Source organism: Desulfobacter sp. (genome assembly GCA_028768545.1).
GTDB lineage: Bacteria > Desulfobacterota > Desulfobacteria > Desulfobacterales > Desulfobacteraceae > Desulfobacter.
Genome location: CP054838.1, coordinates 4,280,953 through 4,301,147 on the forward strand (window position 1 = coordinate 4,280,953; position 20,195 = coordinate 4,301,147).

General features: G+C 47.6%; 17 protein-coding genes and 1 pseudogene. 7 read left to right on the forward strand and 11 right to left on the reverse strand.

Annotated elements, in window-relative coordinates:
* Positions 1-9: 9 nt before the first annotated feature.
* From HUN05_20795 to HUN05_20815, 5 genes are all read left to right on the forward strand, one after another.
* Complete coding sequence (locus tag HUN05_20795; GenBank protein ID WDP87262.1) at positions 10-2,709, forward strand: hypothetical protein; 2,700 nt, start codon at positions 10-12, stop codon at positions 2,707-2,709.
* A gap of 43 nt (positions 2,710-2,752) precedes the next feature.
* A complete protein-coding gene (locus HUN05_20800; GenBank protein WDP87263.1) occupies positions 2,753-2,860 on the forward strand; it encodes a hypothetical protein in 108 nt (35 codons plus the stop codon).
* A 13-nt stretch (positions 2,861-2,873) separates the two neighbouring features.
* A complete protein-coding gene (gene csrA / locus HUN05_20805) occupies positions 2,874-3,116 on the forward strand; it encodes a carbon storage regulator CsrA (protein ID WDP87264.1) in 243 nt (80 codons plus the stop codon).
* Positions 3,117-3,122: 6 nt separating this feature from the next.
* Entirely contained in the window at positions 3,123-3,569 is a 447-nt protein-coding gene (gene fliW / locus HUN05_20810) for a flagellar assembly protein FliW (GenBank protein WDP87265.1), read from the forward strand.
* Positions 3,570-3,732: 163 nt separating this feature from the next.
* Positions 3,733-4,932 (forward strand): IS256 family transposase, encoded by a 1,200-nt coding sequence (locus tag HUN05_20815; protein WDP87266.1) that lies wholly within the window; start codon positions 3,733-3,735, stop codon positions 4,930-4,932.
* A 201-nt stretch (positions 4,933-5,133) separates the two neighbouring features.
* Here HUN05_20815 and HUN05_20820 read toward each other — a convergent pair whose 3' ends face one another.
* From HUN05_20820 to HUN05_20840, 5 genes and pseudogenes are all read right to left on the reverse strand, one after another.
* A complete protein-coding gene (locus HUN05_20820) occupies positions 5,134-5,499 on the reverse strand; it encodes a flagellar protein FlaG (protein ID WDP87267.1) in 366 nt (121 codons plus the stop codon).
* A 46-nt stretch (positions 5,500-5,545) separates the two neighbouring features.
* Entirely contained in the window at positions 5,546-5,926 is a 381-nt protein-coding gene (locus tag HUN05_20825) for a hypothetical protein (protein WDP87268.1), read from the reverse strand.
* 24 nt (positions 5,927-5,950) lie between these two features.
* Positions 5,951-6,408: pseudogene (gene fliS / locus HUN05_20830) on the reverse strand (flagellar export chaperone FliS).
* A gap of 24 nt (positions 6,409-6,432) precedes the next feature.
* Complete coding sequence (gene fliD / locus HUN05_20835) at positions 6,433-8,121, reverse strand: flagellar filament capping protein FliD (protein WDP87269.1); 1,689 nt, start codon at positions 8,119-8,121, stop codon at positions 6,433-6,435.
* A gap of 131 nt (positions 8,122-8,252) precedes the next feature.
* Positions 8,253-11,195 (reverse strand): flagellar protein FlaB, encoded by a 2,943-nt coding sequence (locus tag HUN05_20840; protein ID WDP87270.1) that lies wholly within the window; start codon positions 11,193-11,195, stop codon positions 8,253-8,255.
* A gap of 199 nt (positions 11,196-11,394) precedes the next feature.
* On the opposite strand from HUN05_20840, the gene HUN05_20845 reads away from it, so the two are divergent.
* Positions 11,395-12,546 carry a tetratricopeptide repeat protein gene (locus tag HUN05_20845; GenBank protein ID WDP87271.1) on the forward strand — a complete coding sequence of 384 codons (1,152 nt, stop codon included), beginning with the start codon at positions 11,395-11,397 and terminating at the stop codon, positions 12,544-12,546.
* Between the two features lie 64 nt (positions 12,547-12,610).
* Here the strand turns inward: HUN05_20845 and HUN05_20850 are convergent, their stop codons facing one another.
* Positions 12,611-15,430, reverse strand: coding sequence for a hypothetical protein (locus tag HUN05_20850; GenBank protein ID WDP87272.1), 2,820 nt, complete (start codon positions 15,428-15,430; stop codon positions 12,611-12,613).
* A 111-nt stretch (positions 15,431-15,541) separates the two neighbouring features.
* Here HUN05_20850 and HUN05_20855 point away from each other — a divergent pair.
* Positions 15,542-16,992 (forward strand): IS3 family transposase gene (locus HUN05_20855; protein ID WDP88169.1). Its coding sequence is split into 2 segments (ribosomal slippage): positions 15,542-15,929 and positions 15,929-16,992, totalling 1,452 coding nucleotides; the frame shifts between segments, so codons are not numbered across the junction.
* Between the two features lie 79 nt (positions 16,993-17,071).
* Here the strand turns inward: HUN05_20855 and HUN05_20860 are convergent.
* From HUN05_20860 to HUN05_20880, 5 genes are all read right to left on the reverse strand, one after another.
* Positions 17,072-17,488, reverse strand: a complete 417-nt coding sequence (locus HUN05_20860; GenBank protein WDP87273.1) for a hypothetical protein — start codon at positions 17,486-17,488, stop codon at positions 17,072-17,074.
* Positions 17,489-17,586: 98 nt separating this feature from the next.
* Complete coding sequence (locus tag HUN05_20865; GenBank protein WDP87274.1) at positions 17,587-17,889, reverse strand: hypothetical protein; 303 nt, start codon at positions 17,887-17,889, stop codon at positions 17,587-17,589.
* A gap of 12 nt (positions 17,890-17,901) precedes the next feature.
* Positions 17,902-18,312 (reverse strand): hypothetical protein, encoded by a 411-nt coding sequence (locus HUN05_20870; protein ID WDP87275.1) that lies wholly within the window; start codon positions 18,310-18,312, stop codon positions 17,902-17,904.
* Complete coding sequence (locus HUN05_20875; GenBank protein WDP87276.1) at positions 18,257-19,423, reverse strand: hypothetical protein; 1,167 nt, start codon at positions 19,421-19,423, stop codon at positions 18,257-18,259. The genes HUN05_20870 and HUN05_20875 overlap by 56 nt, the downstream gene beginning before the upstream one ends.
* Before the next feature lie 15 nt (positions 19,424-19,438).
* Positions 19,439-20,185 (reverse strand): FliA/WhiG family RNA polymerase sigma factor, encoded by a 747-nt coding sequence (locus HUN05_20880; protein WDP87277.1) that lies wholly within the window; start codon positions 20,183-20,185, stop codon positions 19,439-19,441.
* Positions 20,186-20,195 lie beyond the last annotated feature (10 nt).

Below are 20,195 nucleotides of genomic sequence, written 5' to 3' on the forward strand. Positions count from 1 at the left end.
AGAGTTAAAATGAGAGTTCCCAATATCAATACCTATTATACGGCCACCTACCTCCTGGGCAATTTGACCGAGGATTTGAAAAATACCAATGAGGTGACAAGCACCCAGAAACAGATCAATGAAATTTCAGATGATCCCCTGGGATTGAGTCAGACTTTGAGTATTAAAAATTCAATCGGAAACCTGGACCAGATCGAAGAAAATGTGATCATGGGCAAATCATGGCTTGAGACGAGTGAAAACGCCATGACCAGTATTAATAACCTGATCCTGGATGCAAAATCAGAAGTAAACCGTCTTGCCAATGATTCCACCACTGTCGATGAACGGCAGGATGCCATTGAACGCATTAACAGCATTGTCGAGCAGATTGTCTCTTTGGGCAATACCCAGGTCAACGGGAATTATATTTTCGGGGGCACAGAGACCAATACCATGCCCTTTGTCTACGATCAGAGCACAGAGCCCAACCAGGTGCTTTATACGGGCAATTCCAACCCCTTTGAGATCAGAACGGATAAAAATTCACAGGTCCAGGTGGGCAGGGACGGCCAGGAAACTTTCTGGGGCGATGAAGTTGAAATCAATTCAACCAATAACACCATTGTAATTAAAGAAGACAACGGTCACGGGTCTGCATCTGAAAAAATAATGAAAGCCGTTATCCCGGACGGGCTCTATTCCACCCAAGACCTTGAAACCGCAGTCAGGAATGCCTTGAACCAGGTGTCGGCCAAAGAGGGATACAACGCAAGTTATCTTGTGGATTATGATGATGAAACCCAGACCTATTCCATCCGTGAGGACGGATCCTATGACGGATACCTGAGAACAGAGTTTAAGTGGGAATCAGGGGGCAATGCCTATATCAACGATATCAAAACCGCTTCCTCCATTGATCCGGATGATGTCTCCATTACTACCAATACGGATGCATTGACCATAGGGACGCCTGAACCTGCCGGCACCAAACCCTTTACCCTGGTCTGGCAGGGAGATGACACATCGAAGATTGTCAACAATCCAGGGTATGTGATTACCCCTGAAATTATTTCAGGCACTGCCGAATCAGTTGACATTGATCTGGATGAAAACGGGGTGCCTGATATCAGTATCCGGCTTGACGGACCGGTTGACAATCAAGGGGACTATATCTCCTTTGAAATTATTCCCCCCATGGGTGACCATAGTGCCGGCCATGAAATCGGTTTTAACGGAGACAATATTATCAAGGCACCGCCCGTGTCCGACACCGAAGCCGCATACGTTACCGAACTTGTGATCACGGACGGAACAAACGATTCGATTTTTTTTAGGGAGGTGAGTTCCACCGGCGGGATCACCCCTTTGTCCATTGATTTGAACACCACGGGAGCCGATGTTACCTATACGGATATGGATGCCCTGGCAAAGGATATTGAAAATAAGCTGGAAACCCCCAGTGCTGCAGGTCCCAATCAGATCGAGTACAATGTCTCTTATGACGCCTCAACCAGCCGGTTTAAAATCCATGAGCTGGGTGCTGATTTAGATGAGTTTCATCTTGACTGGAGCGCAAGCAATGCCGCATCCACCCTCGGGTTTTACCCTGTGGACGACTCAACGGTTTATCCCTCTTCAGATACCCCCCTGGACCGTACCATTATTCTTGATGCGTCAAACAATACCTTTACCTTTGGGGAAACCGATATCGGGGCAACCGCCGGCACCACCATCACCGCCACCGTTGCTTTGGGCACCTACCGTAATGCCACAAGTTTTGCCGCTGCCGTGGAGGCTGCCCTTGATGCGGCATCCACCAATGTGCCGCCGGCAGATTATTCAGTGACATACAATGCCGGTACCAACCGGTTCAACGTCCAGGATGTCAGCGCCAATATTTCTGATTTCAGCCTGCTCTGGGAGAGCGGGGGACCTTCCAGTGACACCATTGCCAAGTCCCTGGGGTTCAGCCCTGATGTGGATGTTGAACAAAAACTGTCCTTTGATTCAAATGCATCCCCCGTGGTCATGACCATTGACGGGGATAACAAATGGGTGGAGTTTGCCGAAACCGATGCTGACGGGAATACAGTTACGGCCAGCATCGCCATCCCCGAAGAAGAGTACACTGATCTTAATCATCTGGCCTCATTGATCCAGACCGGGATGAAAGAGGCTTCATTTAACAAGGTGGATTATGCCGTCACCTATGATGGGACCGAACAGGAGTTTATTTTTAAAAAATCGGGAAATGCCGATATCTCCTCATTTAAAATGCTCTGGTACTCCGGGGGGTATAAGCAGTCAAATGCCGCAGATCAGCTGGGATTTTCACCTGCCAGCGATGATACAACCCATTTTTCCATCTCGGACAAGGAAATTGTCAATATCACCATTGACGGTTCAAATGACAAGTTGGATTTTCTTGAGATCACCCAGGAAGATGTTCATTTAAAAACCAGCCGCCTCACCGCCTCAATTGCCCAGAAAACCTACACCAGTCATGAACAGCTGGCAAAAGAGGTGGAAAAAGCCATGGAGGCTGAATCCCTTAAGAACGGCAATCGGATTGATTATACCGTGGCCTGGGATGATGTGACCCAGAAATTTACCATCAAAGAAAACGGCCATGATCTTGAGGAATTTAGTCTCCAATGGCAGTCAGGGGACAATGCCCCCTTATCTTTGGGGGGAACAGGTCAGGTCATCCATTACCAAAGAGGTTAACTTAACCCTTACAGAACGCCGTTCAAACATAGAAGATGCAGATATGATAGAATCAATTATGAACCTTAAGAATATTGAAACTGCCTACGAGGCGGCCCTGGCGTCAACCTCAAAAGTGCTGAGCATCAGCCTTGTGGATTATCTAAGATAAGAATAGGGATAATATGCTTGTTTTAACCCGGAAAGAAAATGAAAAGATCAAGATCGGGGACGAGGTTGTCGTAAGTGTCCTCAGTGTTGAGGGCAATAATGTGAAAATCGGTATTGACGCACCCAGGGAGATCACCATATTGAGAATGGAAGTCTTTGAACAGATCCAAAAAGAAAATATTGAATCTGCTGAGAAAGACCTGGGCGACATTACACAGGCTGCAGCATTGATCAAGAAAAAATTTTTCAAGGAGTAAGGAACGTTGAAAATAGGTACCAGAAAATTTGGTGAGGTTCAGATTGATGAGACAAAAATCCTGTCCATGCCCGAAGGGCTGCCCGGGTTTTCAGGATTTGAACGCTTTGTACTGCTTGAAGATCCTAAAACTGCCCCGTTCTGCTGGTTTCAGTCCATAGACGAACCCAACCTTGCTTTAGTGGTCATGGATCCCACTATTTTTAAGCCGGACTACAATGTGGGGATAGACAAGATCATCAAGGATCTTGGATGGACGGATATAAACAGGGATGAGGTGGTTGTTTACGTGGTGGTGAACATCCTTGGAAAACAAGAAAAGCAAAAGATTACAGCCAACCTTTTAGGCCCTCTGGTGATCAATTCAAAAAACAATCAGGCTGTACAGGTGGTTATTTCAGATTCCACTTATTCTTGTCAGTACAATATCCTGGAACCGGAAATGTCTGAATAACCAGCATGCCCTAAAGAGGCAGAAACCAGACGGAAGAGCGGTATTGGCAACTGATCTCAATAAAAAATCAAACGCTTATGATCCTCTACCTTGGCGAGGGCGTTCAAAATTCTGTGTCAGTTGAATGAAAGCTGATATACTCAGCTAAATAAGGAGAACTGACATGACCGAAGAAAACACCGAATTTGATTTTCAAAAAGCCCTTAAAGGCATCCAGGAAGGTAAACCCTTCACAGGTAAGGGCGGCGTCCTTACATCATTAATCAAAAATCTTGCTGAAGCTGCTCTTGAAGGAGAGTTGGAGTCCCATCTCGGGCAGGAAGTTTCTGCCAACCGCCGTAATGGAAAAAGCAAAAAGACCATTAAATCCCTGGATGGTAAATTTGAGCTGGAAACCCCGCGTGACAGGGCCGGAACCTTCTCTCCACAGATCGTCAAAAAACATCAGACAACGCTCAGCGATGAAATTGAAAGAAAGATAATAGCCCTTTACGGCCTGGGCATGAGTTATAATGATATGGCTTCCCATTTACAGGAAATCTATGGACTTGAGATTTCAAATGCCACTCTGAGCACCATTACCGATAAAATCATCCATACCGTCAAAGAATGGCAGGCCAGGCCGTTGGAAAATGTGTACCCAATCGTATGGCTTGATGCCATACATTATAAAGTACGAGAAAACGGAAAGGTCGGCAGCAAAGCCGTTTACACAATTCTTGGGGTGAATATCGAGGGCCGCAAAGAGGTTCTTGGGCTGTACATATCCGAGAATGAGGGTGCGAACTTCTGGCTGCAGGTGTTAACAGACCTTTCAAACCGAGGGGTAAAAGATATCCTGATTGCCTGTGTTGATGGTCTAAAAGGTTTTCCCGAGGCCATTGAGACCATATTCCCGGACACAGAAGTTCAACTCTGCGTAGTCCACCAGATCCGAAATTCATTGAAATACGTTGGTTCCAAAAATAAAAAGGAATTTATGGCAGATCTAAAACGTGTTTATAAAGCGGTCAATAAGGATCTGGCCGAAGAAGAACTGGATATCTTGGAAAATAAATGGAATGACAAATACCCGATTGTGATAAAATCCTGGCGGAACAACTGGGAACGCCTCAGTCATTTCTTTAAATATCCAGAAGAGATTCGACGGATAAATACCATTGAGGCTGTGCATCGACAGTTTCGAAAACTGACCAAAACAAAGGGATCATTCCCGAACCAGGACAGCCTGTTAAAGCTGCTTTACATGGGGATCCAGAACGCCAGTAAAAAATGGACAATGCCGATTCAAAATTGGTCACTGACAATTTCCCAGTTGGCAATTTTCTTTGAAGGCCGGCTGGATAAAGAGCTGGGAATTTGATAGGGATTTATTTACAGATGGAAAAGATGGTTCCAGGAACTCCACTCCAGCAAAAGTCAACTCCTCCGACGTGGCTGATTGAAGGCCCATTCTCGGACCTGACTTTTACTTCCGCTGGCGCTGAGGCAGATCCGGGAACCGAAACCGTGACACAGAATTCTGAACATTCCCACCTTGGCTGGAGTTTCAAATCAAACCTTATTACGCCTTCTGATCGAATAGCATCCCGGTGAACTCTTCCATTTTTTCTTTAATGGCCAATAACTCTTCGGATGGAATCTGCTTGATCAATTGATCTGTTTGACGATCCTTGATTTCCACAACAACCTGGTTGGAAAGTTTTTCGTGGATGGAAAATCCGATACTGGTCTGCAGCCCGTCCATAAGTTCGTTTAACCCTTCGGCCAGTTCCTTGACTTCCTGAACAGACAGGGATTGTTCTTTGTCTTCCTGAGATTTTTGTTCTACCTGGGATGCTGCTACAGACACATCAATTTTTGTTGCCTCTGGCGGGGCAGCCGTTCCTCCTGAACCATTGATCGGATTGATGCTGGTCGTGATATTCATGGAACCTCCTTGTTCGCTTGTTAATCTAATCGTTTAGTTTGTTAAATTAATCACCCGGGGTCTGGTTGAAAAAGAATAGGGGGACCGGTAGGAACCAATGACCTTTTGTCATTTTTTTCATTCTGGCCTTGAGGTTTTCCCGGTACAATTCAACTTTTTCTTTGAGCATCAGGTTCTGATTTTGCAATTTATTCATCTGTTTTGAAAAAGTCAAGATCATTGATCTGAGTTGAGCCTCATCATATTGTTCGGTTCGGGCAAAAAATAGGTTTAATTGATCACTCAGCTGGTTAAAGGCCTGATGTCTTTTTCCCATTTGATCTTCAAGATCCGGCATAAGCTCGGTCTGAAAGGATTCAATATGTTCTGCCTGTATGCTGTCCAGCACGGCCATGGCATGTGTGATATTTTCAAATTCCTGGTTCATTTTTTTCCCCTTCGCATATGAATCTCAGACTGAAATGGCTCTGAAACGGCTCGTTGGCGCATTGCCCGGATATTGGCTTGCCATGTTTTTCCGGAGGACAGGTTTGCTCTTTTGTCCCATAACCTGATTTTCCCAGATCTCTTTGAGTTTGGAAATATAGGTATGGTCTGGGTTAAAATTTTAATATCATTGGTCAGGGAGACCTTGGGCAGCTCCGCCAGGATGGAGGCATATAACCCCCTTAAAAACTGGGTGCTCTCATCGGTCATTGTTGAATCCACAGAGGCATTCAACTCGGCAACAATGGCAATGGTCTTGCTCAGGTGCTCCCCTCTTTTTTGGATATTTTTTTCTTCAATCCCTGCCTTGGCAAGCTCTAGGTTTTTCAAAGCGGTTTTATAAAGGGCAAGGATGAGCTGTTCAGGACTCATGCCCTCATAATGATTGTTCAAATAGCTGTTGATTTCAGCTGTTCCAGCCATTTATACCTCCTGGGTAATTCTTGGTTATTTTTCAGTCGTCTTGGTAAAGGAGTCAATAATGGTGTTCATTGCCGTTGACTGGGCGTTGAGTGAACTAATGGTTTTATCCAGCAGTATAAACTGCTTGGTCATGGTATCATACTCTTTATCCAGCCGTGCCGTGGCAGCCTCAATACTTTTATCCAGGTTCTCCATTCGAATCTGGGCCGAATCAATCTCGGTTGAGACCAGGCCCTGGGAACTGACCATCTCTGTAATACCGTCGTCAATGATATCCCCGAGCCCTGTAATCCCTGCATCCGCATCTCCGATAAACAGGGTCTGCACCGCGTCCGGATCAGCTTCAACCGCCTGTTCAAGCTTGTCCTCGTCCAGGCTCATGGTCCCGTCCTTGTTGATTTCAACCCCGAGGTCCACCAGATTAATATATTGGGAGTCTGGATTGATTGAGGTGGTGATCAGAGAACTGAGCTTGGAGAGCAGGGATTTCATGTCAAAGGAGTCAGCAAGGGGCGATGTTAATTCATCGTCTTCATCCTCAGTGGATGTGCTGTCCCCATCGCTTCCTTTGATTTCGGCGATCAGTTCATTAAATCCTTTAACCAGAGATTTTATATTTTCTTTAACAGGATCCAGGTTCCTTTGAACCCCTAAGGAGGTTTCCCCTGCTTTTTTAAAGTTCAAGGTGACACCGGAGATGACATCGGTGATGCCTGAATTGGTCTGGCGCTGGTATTCCACCCCGTTGACCTTGAAAATTGCATTTAAAGAGGCTTGATCCGCACCGGTCATTTCTGCCATGGGCAGGTTCTGGATGACCAGGCGGTTTTCTTCCCCTGTATTATTTGCCGTGAGTGTAAGCTTAAAGGGATTTTCAGAGGTGCCGGTATCTACAATGCTTGCCGTGACCCCGGGGTTGTCTGATGCGGCATTGATGTCGGCTGCAATCTGTTCATAGGTAGTGCCGGGAGCCACGCTCAGGTACATGGGGTCTTCATCCCCTGCCTTGCCGATTGAGATGGTAACATCAGCAACGGCAAAATCAGCCCCTTCAACGCTGACCTGGGAATCTGCCGAGTCGCCGGGAGATGCTGATGCCAGGCGGATATAAAAATCCCCGTCCTCGATGGTCCCCAAGGATGCCATGACAATGAGATTTCCCTCTTCGTCCTTGTTGGCTTCTGACGAATTTATTACCCCGACAATCTGGGTCAGGCTCATCCCGGGATTCAGGTCAATATCAATGGCCTGCTGGCTTTCAAGTGCCCCGTATTTAATGGCCATGGTCGAGCTTTCCGTGGTCACGGACTCGTCTTTGGATGCAATACCTGTATCAGGCCCTTCGTAGATAATGGTGTCTTTTGAAGGGACCCCATCGGTCTGCCAAGAACTGAAAACGGCTTTCTGGACCACTTCAATGGAATGGGAGGAGGATTCAATACCGTTATTTGCCGTGGCCGTCAGGATATCTTCGTCTGATACAGATGTTTTGGTATTTAAAAAATCAGATTCAAGGGAGAGAGAAAGGGCACTGGATTTCATAGAAAAAAGTTTAGAATTAACCCCGTTATAGGCATTAATTTTTTCCTGAAGTTCAGTTTTTTGAGTTTCTTTGGCTGTGATCGGGGCTTTTTCAGCGGTTTTCAACTGATCTAAAATATTTTGAAGGTCAAGTCCTGACCCGATGCCCAAAGTGGTGATTGCTCCTGCCATGGTTTTTCTCCGTTCCGTTAACGGCGGTTTACGCCTAATTAATTATATATATCATCGGACATGGGCCCGAAAAACATGAGAAAAAAAAGAAAAAGGCCCCGGAATAATTCCGGGGCCTTGAAGTTTAGGGGTTATTGAAGCAGGCTCAATATATTCTGGGAACTTGCATTGGCCTGGCTCATGGCAAAGGTCCCTGCCTGGGCCAAAATCTGCAGCTTGGTAAAGTTGCCGGATTCATCAGCAAAATCAACATCTCTTATGGTTGATTCTGCAGAAAGTACATTCACCCGGGTGGTGGAGATATTGGCAATGGTGGAGTTAAGCTGGTTCTGTACTGAACCCAAGTCCGCCCTGACCTTGTCAAGATCCCGCAACGTGGCGTCGGCCACGGCAATGGCTGTCTGGGCGTTGTCCTGGGTCAGGACATCCACATCCGAGAGCCGGGCCGTGGATGATTCACTCATCTTGGCCTGGGCACTGTTTCCCCCGACATTGGCGGTGATTGTACTGCCCGAGGCAATAATAGAACCTTGTTTCAGGGTCAGCGGATCGGTCAGCACATTTATGCCGGCGGTGGTGATGTCATTTTCAAGGGTTTTTCCTGCCTTGTAGACATTGCCGTCATCTGCGGTAATATCCGTGGTCAGATAGGTGCCTGCAGTGATCAGGCTGCCCTGGGCAAGAGTCGATCCTCTTTCAATCTGCATCTGGGAGCCTGCGGCCACCTCTTCATCCTGATCCAGGGTGATGGTACCGCCGATGGAGGATCCTGCCTTGATAAAGGTGGTGGTTTTTTCAAGGGTGGATCCGATACCCACGACCTGTTCCTTGGTTACATTGACATCACTGGCCAGTTCCACCCTGCCGTAAAATTGGGACCCGTTGCGCATGATGCTGGTGTTGCCGAGAATAGATCCTTTACCCAAGGTGATTTCCTTGCTGATGTTGGCCATGTCATCCACCAAGGTGGATCCTGCTTTCAAGGTTACATCTGCATTGTTCTTAGAACCGGCCTTTAAGCTGGAATCCTCGGCAATAATTGATCCTGCTTTTGCCATTATGTTTTTATTGGCAAGGGTAGAGCCTGCTGCGGCATTGACATAATCACCGGCCCCGGCTGGATAATCATTTAACAGGGTGACATCCTGGGTTAAGACCCCTGAATAGGTGGTTCCGTCAAGGCCGGTAATTCCGGTTCCTCCACTGGCCACATAAGAGCCTGCCTTGAGTACGGTACCTGCCTTGAGGGTGGAGCCCGAAGTGATACTGGATGTGGCGGTCAGCTCATCGGTCTGGTGGATTTTATAGTCCTGGCCGGAAACAATGGTGGCGCTTCCGATCATCGTACCCACCTCAAGGTAGGACCCCAGGCCAATGGTGGAATCCACCGTGGTCTTTTCTGTGGCATCAATCACCACATTGCCGCTGACAATGGCGGTCTGGGCGGCCAGGATGGTTCCGGGCGTCAGGGTTGAGCCCGAGGCCAGGGTGCTGTTCCCGGTGGTGGGCGGGGTCTGTTCCACCGTGACACTCACCCCTGAAAGATGGATGTTGGATGCCAGGATGGTGCCTGCGGCCAGGATAGAGCCCGAGGCAATATCGTTATCAGCCGTGGTGACGGCCGTGGTTTCGATTACAGATTCTCCTTCAAGCTGTACCCCAGTGCCGATCTGGGTTCCAGCGGCCAGTACACTGCCGGAACTTACGGTGGAATAACTTGCCAGAGTACTTGGGGCGGTGGTGCTCGAAGAGGTGCCCGAGGTGGTCACATCTCCGTAAATGATCCCCTGGAACTGTATGATGGAGTCTTTGCCGAGGACGGATCCTCCGGCAAATTTTGAGTCCTGGGTGGTGACTAAATTATCTGTAAAGACGGCATTGGTCACTATATCCTGACTGGTGGTCCAGCCAGCCCCCAGAATAGAATTTTTGGTGATTTTAGAGCCTGGTTCAAAGGACGCGGGCATTGTAAAGGCGTCTGATTTTAAGATATCCATCTTATTGGTCAGGGTGACCACCTCTCCGCCGTCCACATTGGTGATGACAATGTCATTGGCCCCTGCCTGTGTGAGTTTGATCTCTCCTACGGTGGACAGGTCCTGGCCTTTGAAAACCGAGCTGAATCCCTCATCATCCGCCTTGACCTCAATGGCCCTGCCGTCGGTTGAGGTCAGCGTCAGATAGCCTCCTGCATCCACGGTGGCCCGAATTCCGTGCTGGGGGCTTTTAGAGTTGATGGCCTTGACCAGGGCACCGTCGGTGTCGTTTTTCACCACATTGATCCCGTTCATCACGATTCCGTTGATTGAAAATTGGGATAAGGTGCCTTCTCCGATGGTGGATATGGTGGTTGATGTGACATCGGCCTGGGCTGAAATACCCAGGACATCCGAGAGTTTGTTGATGGAGTCAGCCACGGCTGCCATGCTGTCTTCCCTGGAGTTGCTAAAGGCAATCTCGGTTGCCTGGAGCTGGAAGTTTTTATCCTGGAGTGTGCTGTAAATGGCGATCTCAACCGTTCCGGGTTTGTCATCTTCAAGGGAGAATATTCCTGTGGTCACATGGCCGATCTTGGTGGATTCGGATGATGCAATGGATATGTTTACGGTTTCTCCGGAATAGGCACCGATCTGGAATTTTTTGTCTGTAAACTGTCCTGACAAAAGTTTCTGGCCGTTGAATGAAGTGGTTTTAGCGATGATGTCCAGCTCTTCCATCAATTTGTCTATATCCGCCTGGATGGCAGCCCTTGATTCTGTGGTCTGGCCGTCCTGGGCCGCCTGGATGGCTTTGGTCTTGATGGTGTTGACGATATTAATGGATTCTTCCAGGGCCGCATCTGCAGTCTGAACAATATTGATACCGTCATTGGCATTTTTGATGGCCTGGCCCAAACCCATTCCCTGGGAGCGGAGGGAGTCGGCAATGGACATACCCGAAGCATCATCTGCCGCCTTGTTGATCCGTAAGCCTGAAGATAGGCGTTCTAAGGATGTGGACAGCTGGTTGTCGTTTTTTACCATGTTCTTGTGTGCATTCAACGCCGACACATTGGTATTGATTCTAAGTGCCATAAGTTTTCCTCCGTGTAAATGGATCCTCCATGTTAAATCTCAAGTGGGGAAAGTATTTCCGGCGTTTTATGCTGGAGAGGGAAATATTTTCCGCCTCGTTCTTGATTTTCTGTCGTTATTAGCTATTTAAGCAACATCTGTGCCATGGGGCAAAGAGCTGTAATTATGAGTGCTATACGTCGCGGTAAGGAAAATTGCCTTGACAGGGAAAAGATTCTTGGCTACTCCATTTGAAATGAATAATCCTTTAACAGACAAGATGAATCAATTATACGCAGAGGCATTACAGGCATTAAATTCAGGAGATTTACAGGAGGCCTTAGCCTTTTCCAGGGAGATACTTGCTGTTTCCCCTAATAATGTTGCGGCTATGAATAATGTGGGGCTGGTATTTTTGAAACAAAAAGAATACCACAGTGCGGTTGAAATTTTTGAAAAGGCGGTGATCATAGACCCTGGGATTGCCCAGCTCCACCACAACCTGGGGTTGAGTTTGCATAAACGGAACCGGCTGAATCCGGCTGCTGCAGCGTATCAAAAGGCTTTGACACTCGACCCGGATTATAAGGAATCTTTGCAGAATCTGGGGGCCGCACTAAAAAATCTGGGCAGGCCTGAAGCCGCGCCTGAATACTACCGCCGTCTTCTCGAACTTTCTCCTGACGATGCAAACGCGAGATTTATGCTGGATTCTCTTATGGGAACAAATCAGGAGAAAAAGGCACCTGATGAGTATGTGGCGGACTTGTTTGATGAATATGCTGATCATTTTGAAGATCAGTTGCTCAAAAAATTAGAATATCATACCCCTATGGAACTGAAAAAAGCCTTTGTCTATTTTTTGGGCGGAGTAAAACAATTTAGGCATCTACTTGATCTGGGCTGCGGGACAGGGCTTGTTGGAGATGCCTTTCACGGATTTGCATATCGTCTGACCGGGGTGGATCTATCCGAAAAAATGCTTGAACATGCCCGGGGTAAACAGTTGTATAATCAATTGATTAAGGCAGATTTCAGAAGTTTTCTTAAACAGTATATGGACAGATATGATTTGGTTGTTGCAGCAGATGTTCTGGTCTATACAGGAATTCTGGATGACGTTTTTTTTCTGCTTGGTCAAAGAATGGAAATAGGGGGATATTTTGTGTTTTCCACCGAGGATAATCCTAATATCCATGAATTTTCCCTGCTTAAAAGTGGGCGGTACGGCCATGGACCAATGTACGTTCAGTCTGTTGCACTTAAGAATAATTTTATGGTCAGGATGTGTCGGCCCGTTAGACTCAGAAAAGAAAAGGGCAAATGGCTCGGAGGGAATGTTTTTATTCTGGAGTGTATGGGAGATAAATAAAAGAGCCCCGGAAAATTTTCCGGGGCTCTTTTGGTTGTAGGGTTAATGATTTATATTACCGCATTTACTGGAGCAGGCTCAGTACATTCTGTGAGCTGGCATTGGCCTGACTCATGGCAAAGGTGCCTGCCTGTGACAATATCTGCAGTTTGGTAAAGTTGGAGGATTCTTCTGCAAAGTCAACGTCTCTGATGGTGGACTCTGCGGAGAATACATTTACCCGTGTGGTTGAAATATTGGCCACGGTTGAGTTGAGCTGGTTCTGTACGGAACCCAAGTCCGCTCTTACCTTGTCCAGATCTTTCAAGGTGGCATCTGCCACGGAGATGGCAATCTGGGCGCTGTCCTGGGTCAGGACACTGACATCGGAGAGCCGGTTGGTTGTACCCTCGCTCAGTTCAGCTGTGGCAGAGGCACCGCCGGCATTGGCTGCCAGGGTGCTACCTTCGGCAAGAACAGATCCTGCCTTTACAGTCATGGCTTCACTGAGTTTATTGATCCCGCCTGTGGTGATGTCGGCTTCAGCCACCTGGCCTGCAAGATATACAGAACCGTCGGCCGCTGTGATGTCATTGGTCAGGTAGGTTCCTGCGGCAATCACAGAGCCGTCAGCCAGGCTGGACCCTGCTTCAAGCTGCATCTGGGTACCGGAGGCTACTTTTTCATCATTGGCCAGGGTAACGGTACCGCCGATGGAGGAGCCGTTGGCGAGCGTTGAGTTTGCCGCTAGCTTGGTGCCGGCACCCATGGTGAATTCCGCTATGATGTCCATATCTTTTTTAAGGGTCGCTTCACCACCAACGGTAGAACCTGCCGTAATAAAGGTATCTTTAAGGGCAATGGTACTTCCGGCGCCAACATTTTGGTCCTTGGTAAAGTTGACATCCCCCTTGAGGTTGATTTTACCGTAGAAGGTGGACCCTTCCCTGAGAACACTGTTTGCGGTGAGGACAGATCCTGTCCCAAGCTTGATCTCTTTGGTGATGTTATCCATGTCAGCTGTAGTGGTGGATGCCTCCTTTAAGGTGATATCCGAATTGATCTTGGATCCCACAAGGAAACTCGACCCCTCAGCATAGGAAAAGCCTGCCTGGGCCATCATATCTGATCCTGCAATGGCAGAACTCTTCAGGGTAATGTCTGCCGCAATCTTTGAGGTGTCTGCCAGAGCTGTTCCGTCAGCCAGCACCGTACCTGTCTTGGCCGTAATGGCTGCAGCCAGTGTAGTGGCGCCTCTCAGGGTTACAACAGTACCCATGATCGTGCCTTCACTCAGGGTTGATCGGCCTGCAATGACGGTGCCTACATTTCCTGTGTAATCTTCAACGGTGGTGGTTGCAGTGGACAGGGTCATGTCAGTATAAATAGTAGACCCGGATCCAAATGCAGTGCCGTTGGAAAAGCTGGAACCGGCAGCAAGATCAGCGCCATGGGTCAGGGTAACGTCTGACTTAAGGGTGATGTCTGTACTCAGAACCTCGCCGGAACCTGCAGTGGCAGTATAAGCGGTGCCGTCAATATCCGTATAGGTCAGACCGGACGCAATTTCGGTACCTGCCTTAAGCACGGTACCTGCTTTGAGCACGGTGCCCGAAAAGGCCGCACTGGTTGCGGTGGTCTCGGCGGTCTGGAAGACGGTGATTTCTTGGTCGCTAAACTTGGTCCCATTACCCAGAACCGTTCCGATTTCAAGCTTGGAGCCTGATCCGATAGTACTGGAGGCCGTGGTGGCATCTGTGGTTTCAACGATATACTCGTTGGCACCGAGAACAGTCAAGCTTACAATGGTGGATCCTGCAGCCAGGGTGGTGTTGGCTTTAAGATCACTGTCTCCCACTGTTGCGGCTGTCTGTTCAATGGTTGCCTTGGTGTCAGTCAGTACTGTGTTGGATGCCAGCACAGTTCCTGCCGCCATAATGGCGCCTGATATGATGGTGTCATTTGCTGTGGTGGCGGCTGTCTGCTCCACAATGGTGGTGCCTGCAAGCTGAACTCCTGTACCGATTTCGGATCCGGCGCTCAGGATACTGCCTGTTTTAATTAAGGAATAAAGGCCTGCCGTACTGGGGGCTGTAGTGCTGGTGGTGGTTTTACCTGCAGTGACATTCCCGTTCACAGTTCCGTTGAAAATAATATCAGAGCCTGAACCGGTTACAGAACCTGCCGCCAAGGTAGAGCCTTCTGTGGTAGTGATATTAGAAGAAAAACCGCCTGAGGCCACAATATCCTGACCCGTGGTCCATCCTGCACCCACGACTGAGTTTTTGGCAATTTTAGATCCCTTGGCTGCAGTCGCCTCAGAGGAAAATTCTTCTGACTTGGTGATATCCAGTTTGTTGGTCAGGGTAACCACGTCTCCGCCGTCCACATTGGTGACCACTATGTCGTTGGACCCGGCCTGGCTCAGGTTGATATGACCTACAGTGGAAAGGTCCTGTCCCTTGAAAACCGAGGCAAGGCCTACATCGTCGGCCTTGACCTCAATAGCCCGGCCGTCAGTGGAGTTCAGGGTTAAGGCACCTTCGGCACTGACCGTTGCTCTTACCCCGTGCTGGGAGGTCTTGGCATTAATGGCCTTGACCAAGGCGCCGTCAGCATCATTGGCAACTACATTCACACCATTCATGGTGATGCCGTTGATGGAAAATTCAGCCAGAGTGCCGGCACCGACGGTGCTGGATGTGGTGGACTGAACTTCAGCAGATGCTGAGATGCCCAGAACATCAGACAGTTTATTCATGGCGTCAGCAACTGCTGCCATGGAGTTTTCACGGGAGTTGGTATATCCCACCTCAACCGCCTCAAGCTGGAAGTTTTTATCTTGGAGGCTTGAGTATACGGCCAGTTCAACACTGCCCCCTCTGTGACAATATAAGTGAGACACTTACCCCTTGATAAATTAGTGTAGGGCGGGTAAGGCAATACTTATATGAAACCGATAAAAATGAACCCACTACCAGAGTCCGAAAAACAGGCAGCCCCCAAGGAGGCACCAATGGAAGGAGCCCATAGGGCGACTGGAATTGGGGCCTCCTTGGGGGGACAGGATTCAATCCCTGATCCTGAAGTTCCTGAGAAAAAGCCCCGGCGTAATTTCACTGCTTCTTATAAACTGCGTATTCTCCAAGAGGTTGAAAACTGCAATGAATCCGGAGGAATAGGTAGGATACTTCGAAGAGAGGGCCTCTATTCTTCAAATTTAGCCGATTGGCGCAAAGCCCGGAATAAAGGACTTCTCAACGCCATGGCACCTCGAAAGCGAGGGAGGAAATCCAAAGAGAAGAACCCATTGGCAACAGAGGTCGCCAGACTTCAAAAAGAAAAATCTAAATTAGAGCATAAGTTAAAACAGGCGGAACTCATCATTGAAGCCCAAAAAAAAATTTCTCAGATCCTGGGAATCCAACAAAATCTGGACGACCTCAAAGGAGACGACTGATGAATGCCGCCCTAACGTTAAGTCACGATCTTGGGAAAAAGCCTTCATGTGAGGCTTTCGGTGTCCCTCGCTCATCTTTTTATAGGTTTTATTCTCCGAAAAAACAGGTGAAATCAAAGCGGGGCAGCTCTCCTCTTTCTTTGAATCCTGATGAACAACAAACGGTTTTGGATATTCTTCACTCGGACACGTATCGAGACCAGGCCCCATACCAGGTCTATGCCTCTCTTCTTGATAAAGGAAAATACTATTGCTCCATCAGAACGATGTATCGGCTTCTTCACAAAGAACATGGTTCTGTGCCGGAACGAAGACGGCAGGTAAATCTCCCGAAATATAAAAAACCTGAATTGCTGGCACCAGGACCGAATCAGGTCTGGTCCTGGGATATTACCAAGTTGAAAAGTGTCACAAAATGGACTTATTTCTATCTGTATGTAATCATGGATATTTTCAGCAGGTATGTTGTCGGCTGGATGGTCGCCCATAGGGAACAAACAGCATTGGCCAAAAGGCTTATTGAGAAGTCCTGTGAAAACCAAAATATATTACCCGGTCAGCTTGGACTTCATGCAGATCGGGGAGCCAGTATGAAATCCAAAGGGGTTGCCCAGCTTCTTGTCGATTTAGGGGTAACCAAAACCCACAGCAGACCGCACGTCAGCAATGATAACCCTTACTCTGAAGCTCAATTTAAAACATTGAAATATTGTCCAAAATTTCCAAATCATTTTGGTTCGATTGAGGATGCAAGAACCTTTTGCCAGGATTTTTTTAGATATTACAACAAAAAGCATTACCATTCTGGTATTGGCCTGGTAACCCCGGAACAGTTTCATTATGGCATTGCTAAAGAGATTTATGGGTCTCGCTGTAGAACTTTGAAAGAGGCGTTTATTAAAAACCCAATACGCTTTAAGGGGAAAATCCCTCGGCCACCAGCTTTACCAGAAGCAGCCTGGATCAACAAACCGGAACAGGAAGAGAAGGATAAGATTGGAGCCTAATTTTAGGCATAAAGTGTCTCATTGTCATTGACACATTCCGATCAATGACAAGCTGCACCTCGCCCTTGGGAATGGAAAGCTATTCTGCAATGGTATCAATATCCATCTGCTGATAGTAAAGGTCAATAATCTGATTTTGCTGGTTCAATACATCCACGCCTTTGGCTGGGGAAAGCGCAGGGCCTGCTGCCGGCCGGGAGCGTATGATTTGCTGCTGCTGTTCAAGTTTTTCCTGGCAGGTTTCAGCCCGGGAAAGCAAAAGATTGATACTGATCATCTTTGAATCAAGGGGATCGTTTAAATCTTTGGAAATCTTTTTCTTTTCACGGATCGACCCCTCAAACTCAAGGGCAGCGGCTTTAGATGCCTCCACCAGAGGATTGAGCTTTTCCATGATGTTCCGGACCGACTCTACAGCGTCCCTGGCAGCCTCTTGCTCCTCTTGGATCGTTTCACTTTCCCCAAAAGCAAGGTCATCTCTACTCTGGGACGACATTTGATTGACCCGCCGGACAAAGAGAAAAAGCAAAAAAAATAAAACCAAGTCCACAATAAACAAAACCGCGACCAAAAATTCCAGTGAAATATATTGGGTCATGCCTTTACATCCAGCAACCGGCCTGTGGCATCAGGGTCTAACGCCAACTCTTTTTCCCGGTTTCTTTTTTTTAATTTTTTTAATTTTCTGGCCCGGCGCTCCTCTTCTTTTTTTTTCCGCCGTTTTAGCTGGTCAGAGGCGTTCGTGTCCTGAATCGTAGAATTTTGAACAACCTCCTGTGCCTGCTGATGGGCCGCAGCCTGATCCGGGCCCGGTTTTGGCAAATGGGCTTGGTTATTAAGCTCCTGGGCAATACCGGACTGCTGAAGTATCTGGTTATGTCCGGGGACTGTTGTCATCCTCCCCCCTTATCAGCTTGTTCTAAAGGTTTTAAAACTGATTTTTTTGATATAATGGGGCGGCAACACTTTTTTTAATGAATTTTCAACCCCCCATATCAGATCAGCTTCTGTCAACTCATCCTGCTTTTCAGATACCAGCCGGGTCTGAATGGATTCATAAATCAGATCCCGGTAAAAGGAAATATTGTTACTTATTTCATGATAAGCCCTTTGATCGGAATAATCAATAGAGATATCAGCATACACATAGGTCATCTTTTTTGACAATTCAGATGCCAGGATAACAAAATCAGCCAGAACGATTGTTCCGGAACGCCGGGTGTTGAGCAGGGCCTGTTCCTCTTCAATGGTAACGCTGGCAATTTCAAGATCCCGGGTGCCTTCCTGGACAGACTGGGGAACAGATTCCCGCTGGGGCAAAGGCTCTGTTTTTTTTGGCAAAAAACAAAAAATAAACCGAAGGAACAGATATTCCCAGAACCAAAAAGGCCGAAACCGTTGCCAGAACCAGCTTTGATTTTAAAAGCCTTCCCAATTTCCCCAGTTTTACCGGTCTTGGGGTCTCATCCCCGGCATCTTGAGAGTCTTCACTCTCCTCTAAAACCACCTGGTCGGTATCCAGGTCATCGTCCTCAAAACTTTCAATAAACTCTTCAGAATCAAAGGCATCATCATCAAGTTCATCTGCCAGAGCATCTCCTAAGACATCCTCATCCTCCTGGTCAGCCGCCATCAAAAGGGTATCAATGTCATCCTGGGAAATCAGGATATCATCCTCGTCCAGAATATCCCCTTCGTCGTCAGAATCCTGAAGCAGGGCATCAATGTCTTCCTGGGTGACATCACTGTCATCTCCGCTGTCCAGGTCCAGATCAAACAGATCTGCATCCTCGTCTTCCAATCCCTGGTCAATGTCATTGGACAAGTCATCTGTCAGTTCATCGGCTGTTTGTTCATCCAGATCCTGATCTTCAAGGTCGGACAAATCAACAACCTCCTCTTCGGATGGTTCAGGGTCTGGCGCGTCCAAGGGGATATCCAAATCCCCCACGGGATCATCCCCTGGGCTGTCCGGCTGAGATGCATTTGAAATCAGTTCGTCCATGGTTTCCTGGGTCACAAGGCAGTCTGCAACCGCCATGGCCTGTGATTCTTCAATGACATCATCCAAAGGCTCCTGGCTTGCCGTCTCTGCACTGTTTTGAGTCTCAGGAACGGCCAGGTCCTCTGGTTCAACCGGTTCATCCAAGTCTGGCACATCTTCTGCCAAAGGGGGGTCATCAAGAAGAACAACCTCATCATCTGCTTTGGGCTCATCTTCCAAAGATTCGGATTCTTTGTCCTCGTCTGAATCAGTGCTGATCAATGCCTGAATATCATCCAGGGAAATTTGTTCATCATCATCCTCAGGGGCATCATCCTCAAGGGCATCTTCCGGCGCTTTAGGCGCGCTATTGTCGGAAGAAGCCATGAGACTGTCAATATCATCCTGAGAAATTAAACTTTCTTCTTCTAAACTTGGATCAGACATGATACCCCCTGTAAATTATCTTCCATAGTCTTCAAGCCGGGCTTTAAGCTTTATCAACACAGCTGAATGAATCTGGCATATGCGGGATTCGGTCAATGACAATACCTCTCCGATTTCCTTGAGGGTCAGTTCATCATAATAGTAAAGGGAGACCACAAGCTGTTCCTTTTCACTCAGCCCTTTAATGGTTCCGGCCAGCACCTGTTTTAACTCGGCCCTGTCAAACTGATCGGCTGGATTGTCCTCTCCCTTGATTCCCGATTGAAAACGGGTTTGAGAATAGGTGTCGTTTTTTTTGGTTTTGATGAATTCATCCAGGCTCAACACGGCAGCACCGTGGATATCTGCCAGCATTTTCTGATAGGTACCAAGGTCAACCCCAAGGCCGCTGGAAATCTCCATGTCCGTTGCCGGCCGACCCTTTTCATCTTCAATCGTCTTTTGGGCCTGGCTAATATCCTGAATTTTTTTCCGCATGGATCTTGAATAGGTATCCATGCTCCGAAGCTCATCTAAAATCGCCCCTTTGATCCGATACTGGGCATAGGTTTTCAAGCTGACATGTTTGGATGGATCAAACTTATCCACCGCATCAATCAACCCCAGGGAACCGGCTGACATCAACTCGTCAAAAAAAACACTGGCAGGCAGCCGCATGGCGATTCTGGATGCAATGTATTTGACCAGGTAGGCGTATTCCACGATACTTTCCTGACGCCAGGCATCTCTTTTATTTTCTTTTTTATTTCCCTGTTTAACCATGGCTCCCTTA

Coding starts and splice junctions, on each gene's coding strand:
- HUN05_20865 (WDP87274.1), bottom strand. CDS start 17,889: ATGACAACAGTCCCCGGACATAACCAGATACTTCAGCAGTCCGGTATT.
- HUN05_20880 (WDP87277.1), bottom strand. CDS start 20,185: ATGGTTAAACAGGGAAATAAAAAAGAAAATAAAAGAGATGCCTGGCGT.
- HUN05_20860 (WDP87273.1), bottom strand. CDS start 17,488: ATGTCGTCCCAGAGTAGAGATGACCTTGCTTTTGGGGAAAGTGAAACG.
- HUN05_20795 (WDP87262.1), top strand. CDS start 10: ATGAGAGTTCCCAATATCAATACCTATTATACGGCCACCTACCTCCTG.
- HUN05_20875 (WDP87276.1), bottom strand. CDS start 19,423: ATGTCTGATCCAAGTTTAGAAGAAGAAAGTTTAATTTCTCAGGATGAT.
- HUN05_20820 (WDP87267.1), bottom strand. CDS start 5,499: ATGAATATCACGACCAGCATCAATCCGATCAATGGTTCAGGAGGAACG.
- csrA (WDP87264.1), top strand. CDS start 2,874: ATGCTTGTTTTAACCCGGAAAGAAAATGAAAAGATCAAGATCGGGGAC.
- HUN05_20825 (WDP87268.1), bottom strand. CDS start 5,926: ATGAACCAGGAATTTGAAAATATCACACATGCCATGGCCGTGCTGGAC.
- HUN05_20840 (WDP87270.1), bottom strand. CDS start 11,195: ATGGCACTTAGAATCAATACCAATGTGTCGGCGTTGAATGCACACAAG.
- HUN05_20815 (WDP87266.1), top strand. CDS start 3,733: ATGACCGAAGAAAACACCGAATTTGATTTTCAAAAAGCCCTTAAAGGC.
- fliD (WDP87269.1), bottom strand. CDS start 8,121: ATGGCAGGAGCAATCACCACTTTGGGCATCGGGTCAGGACTTGACCTT.
- HUN05_20800 (WDP87263.1), top strand. CDS start 2,753: ATGATAGAATCAATTATGAACCTTAAGAATATTGAAACTGCCTACGAG.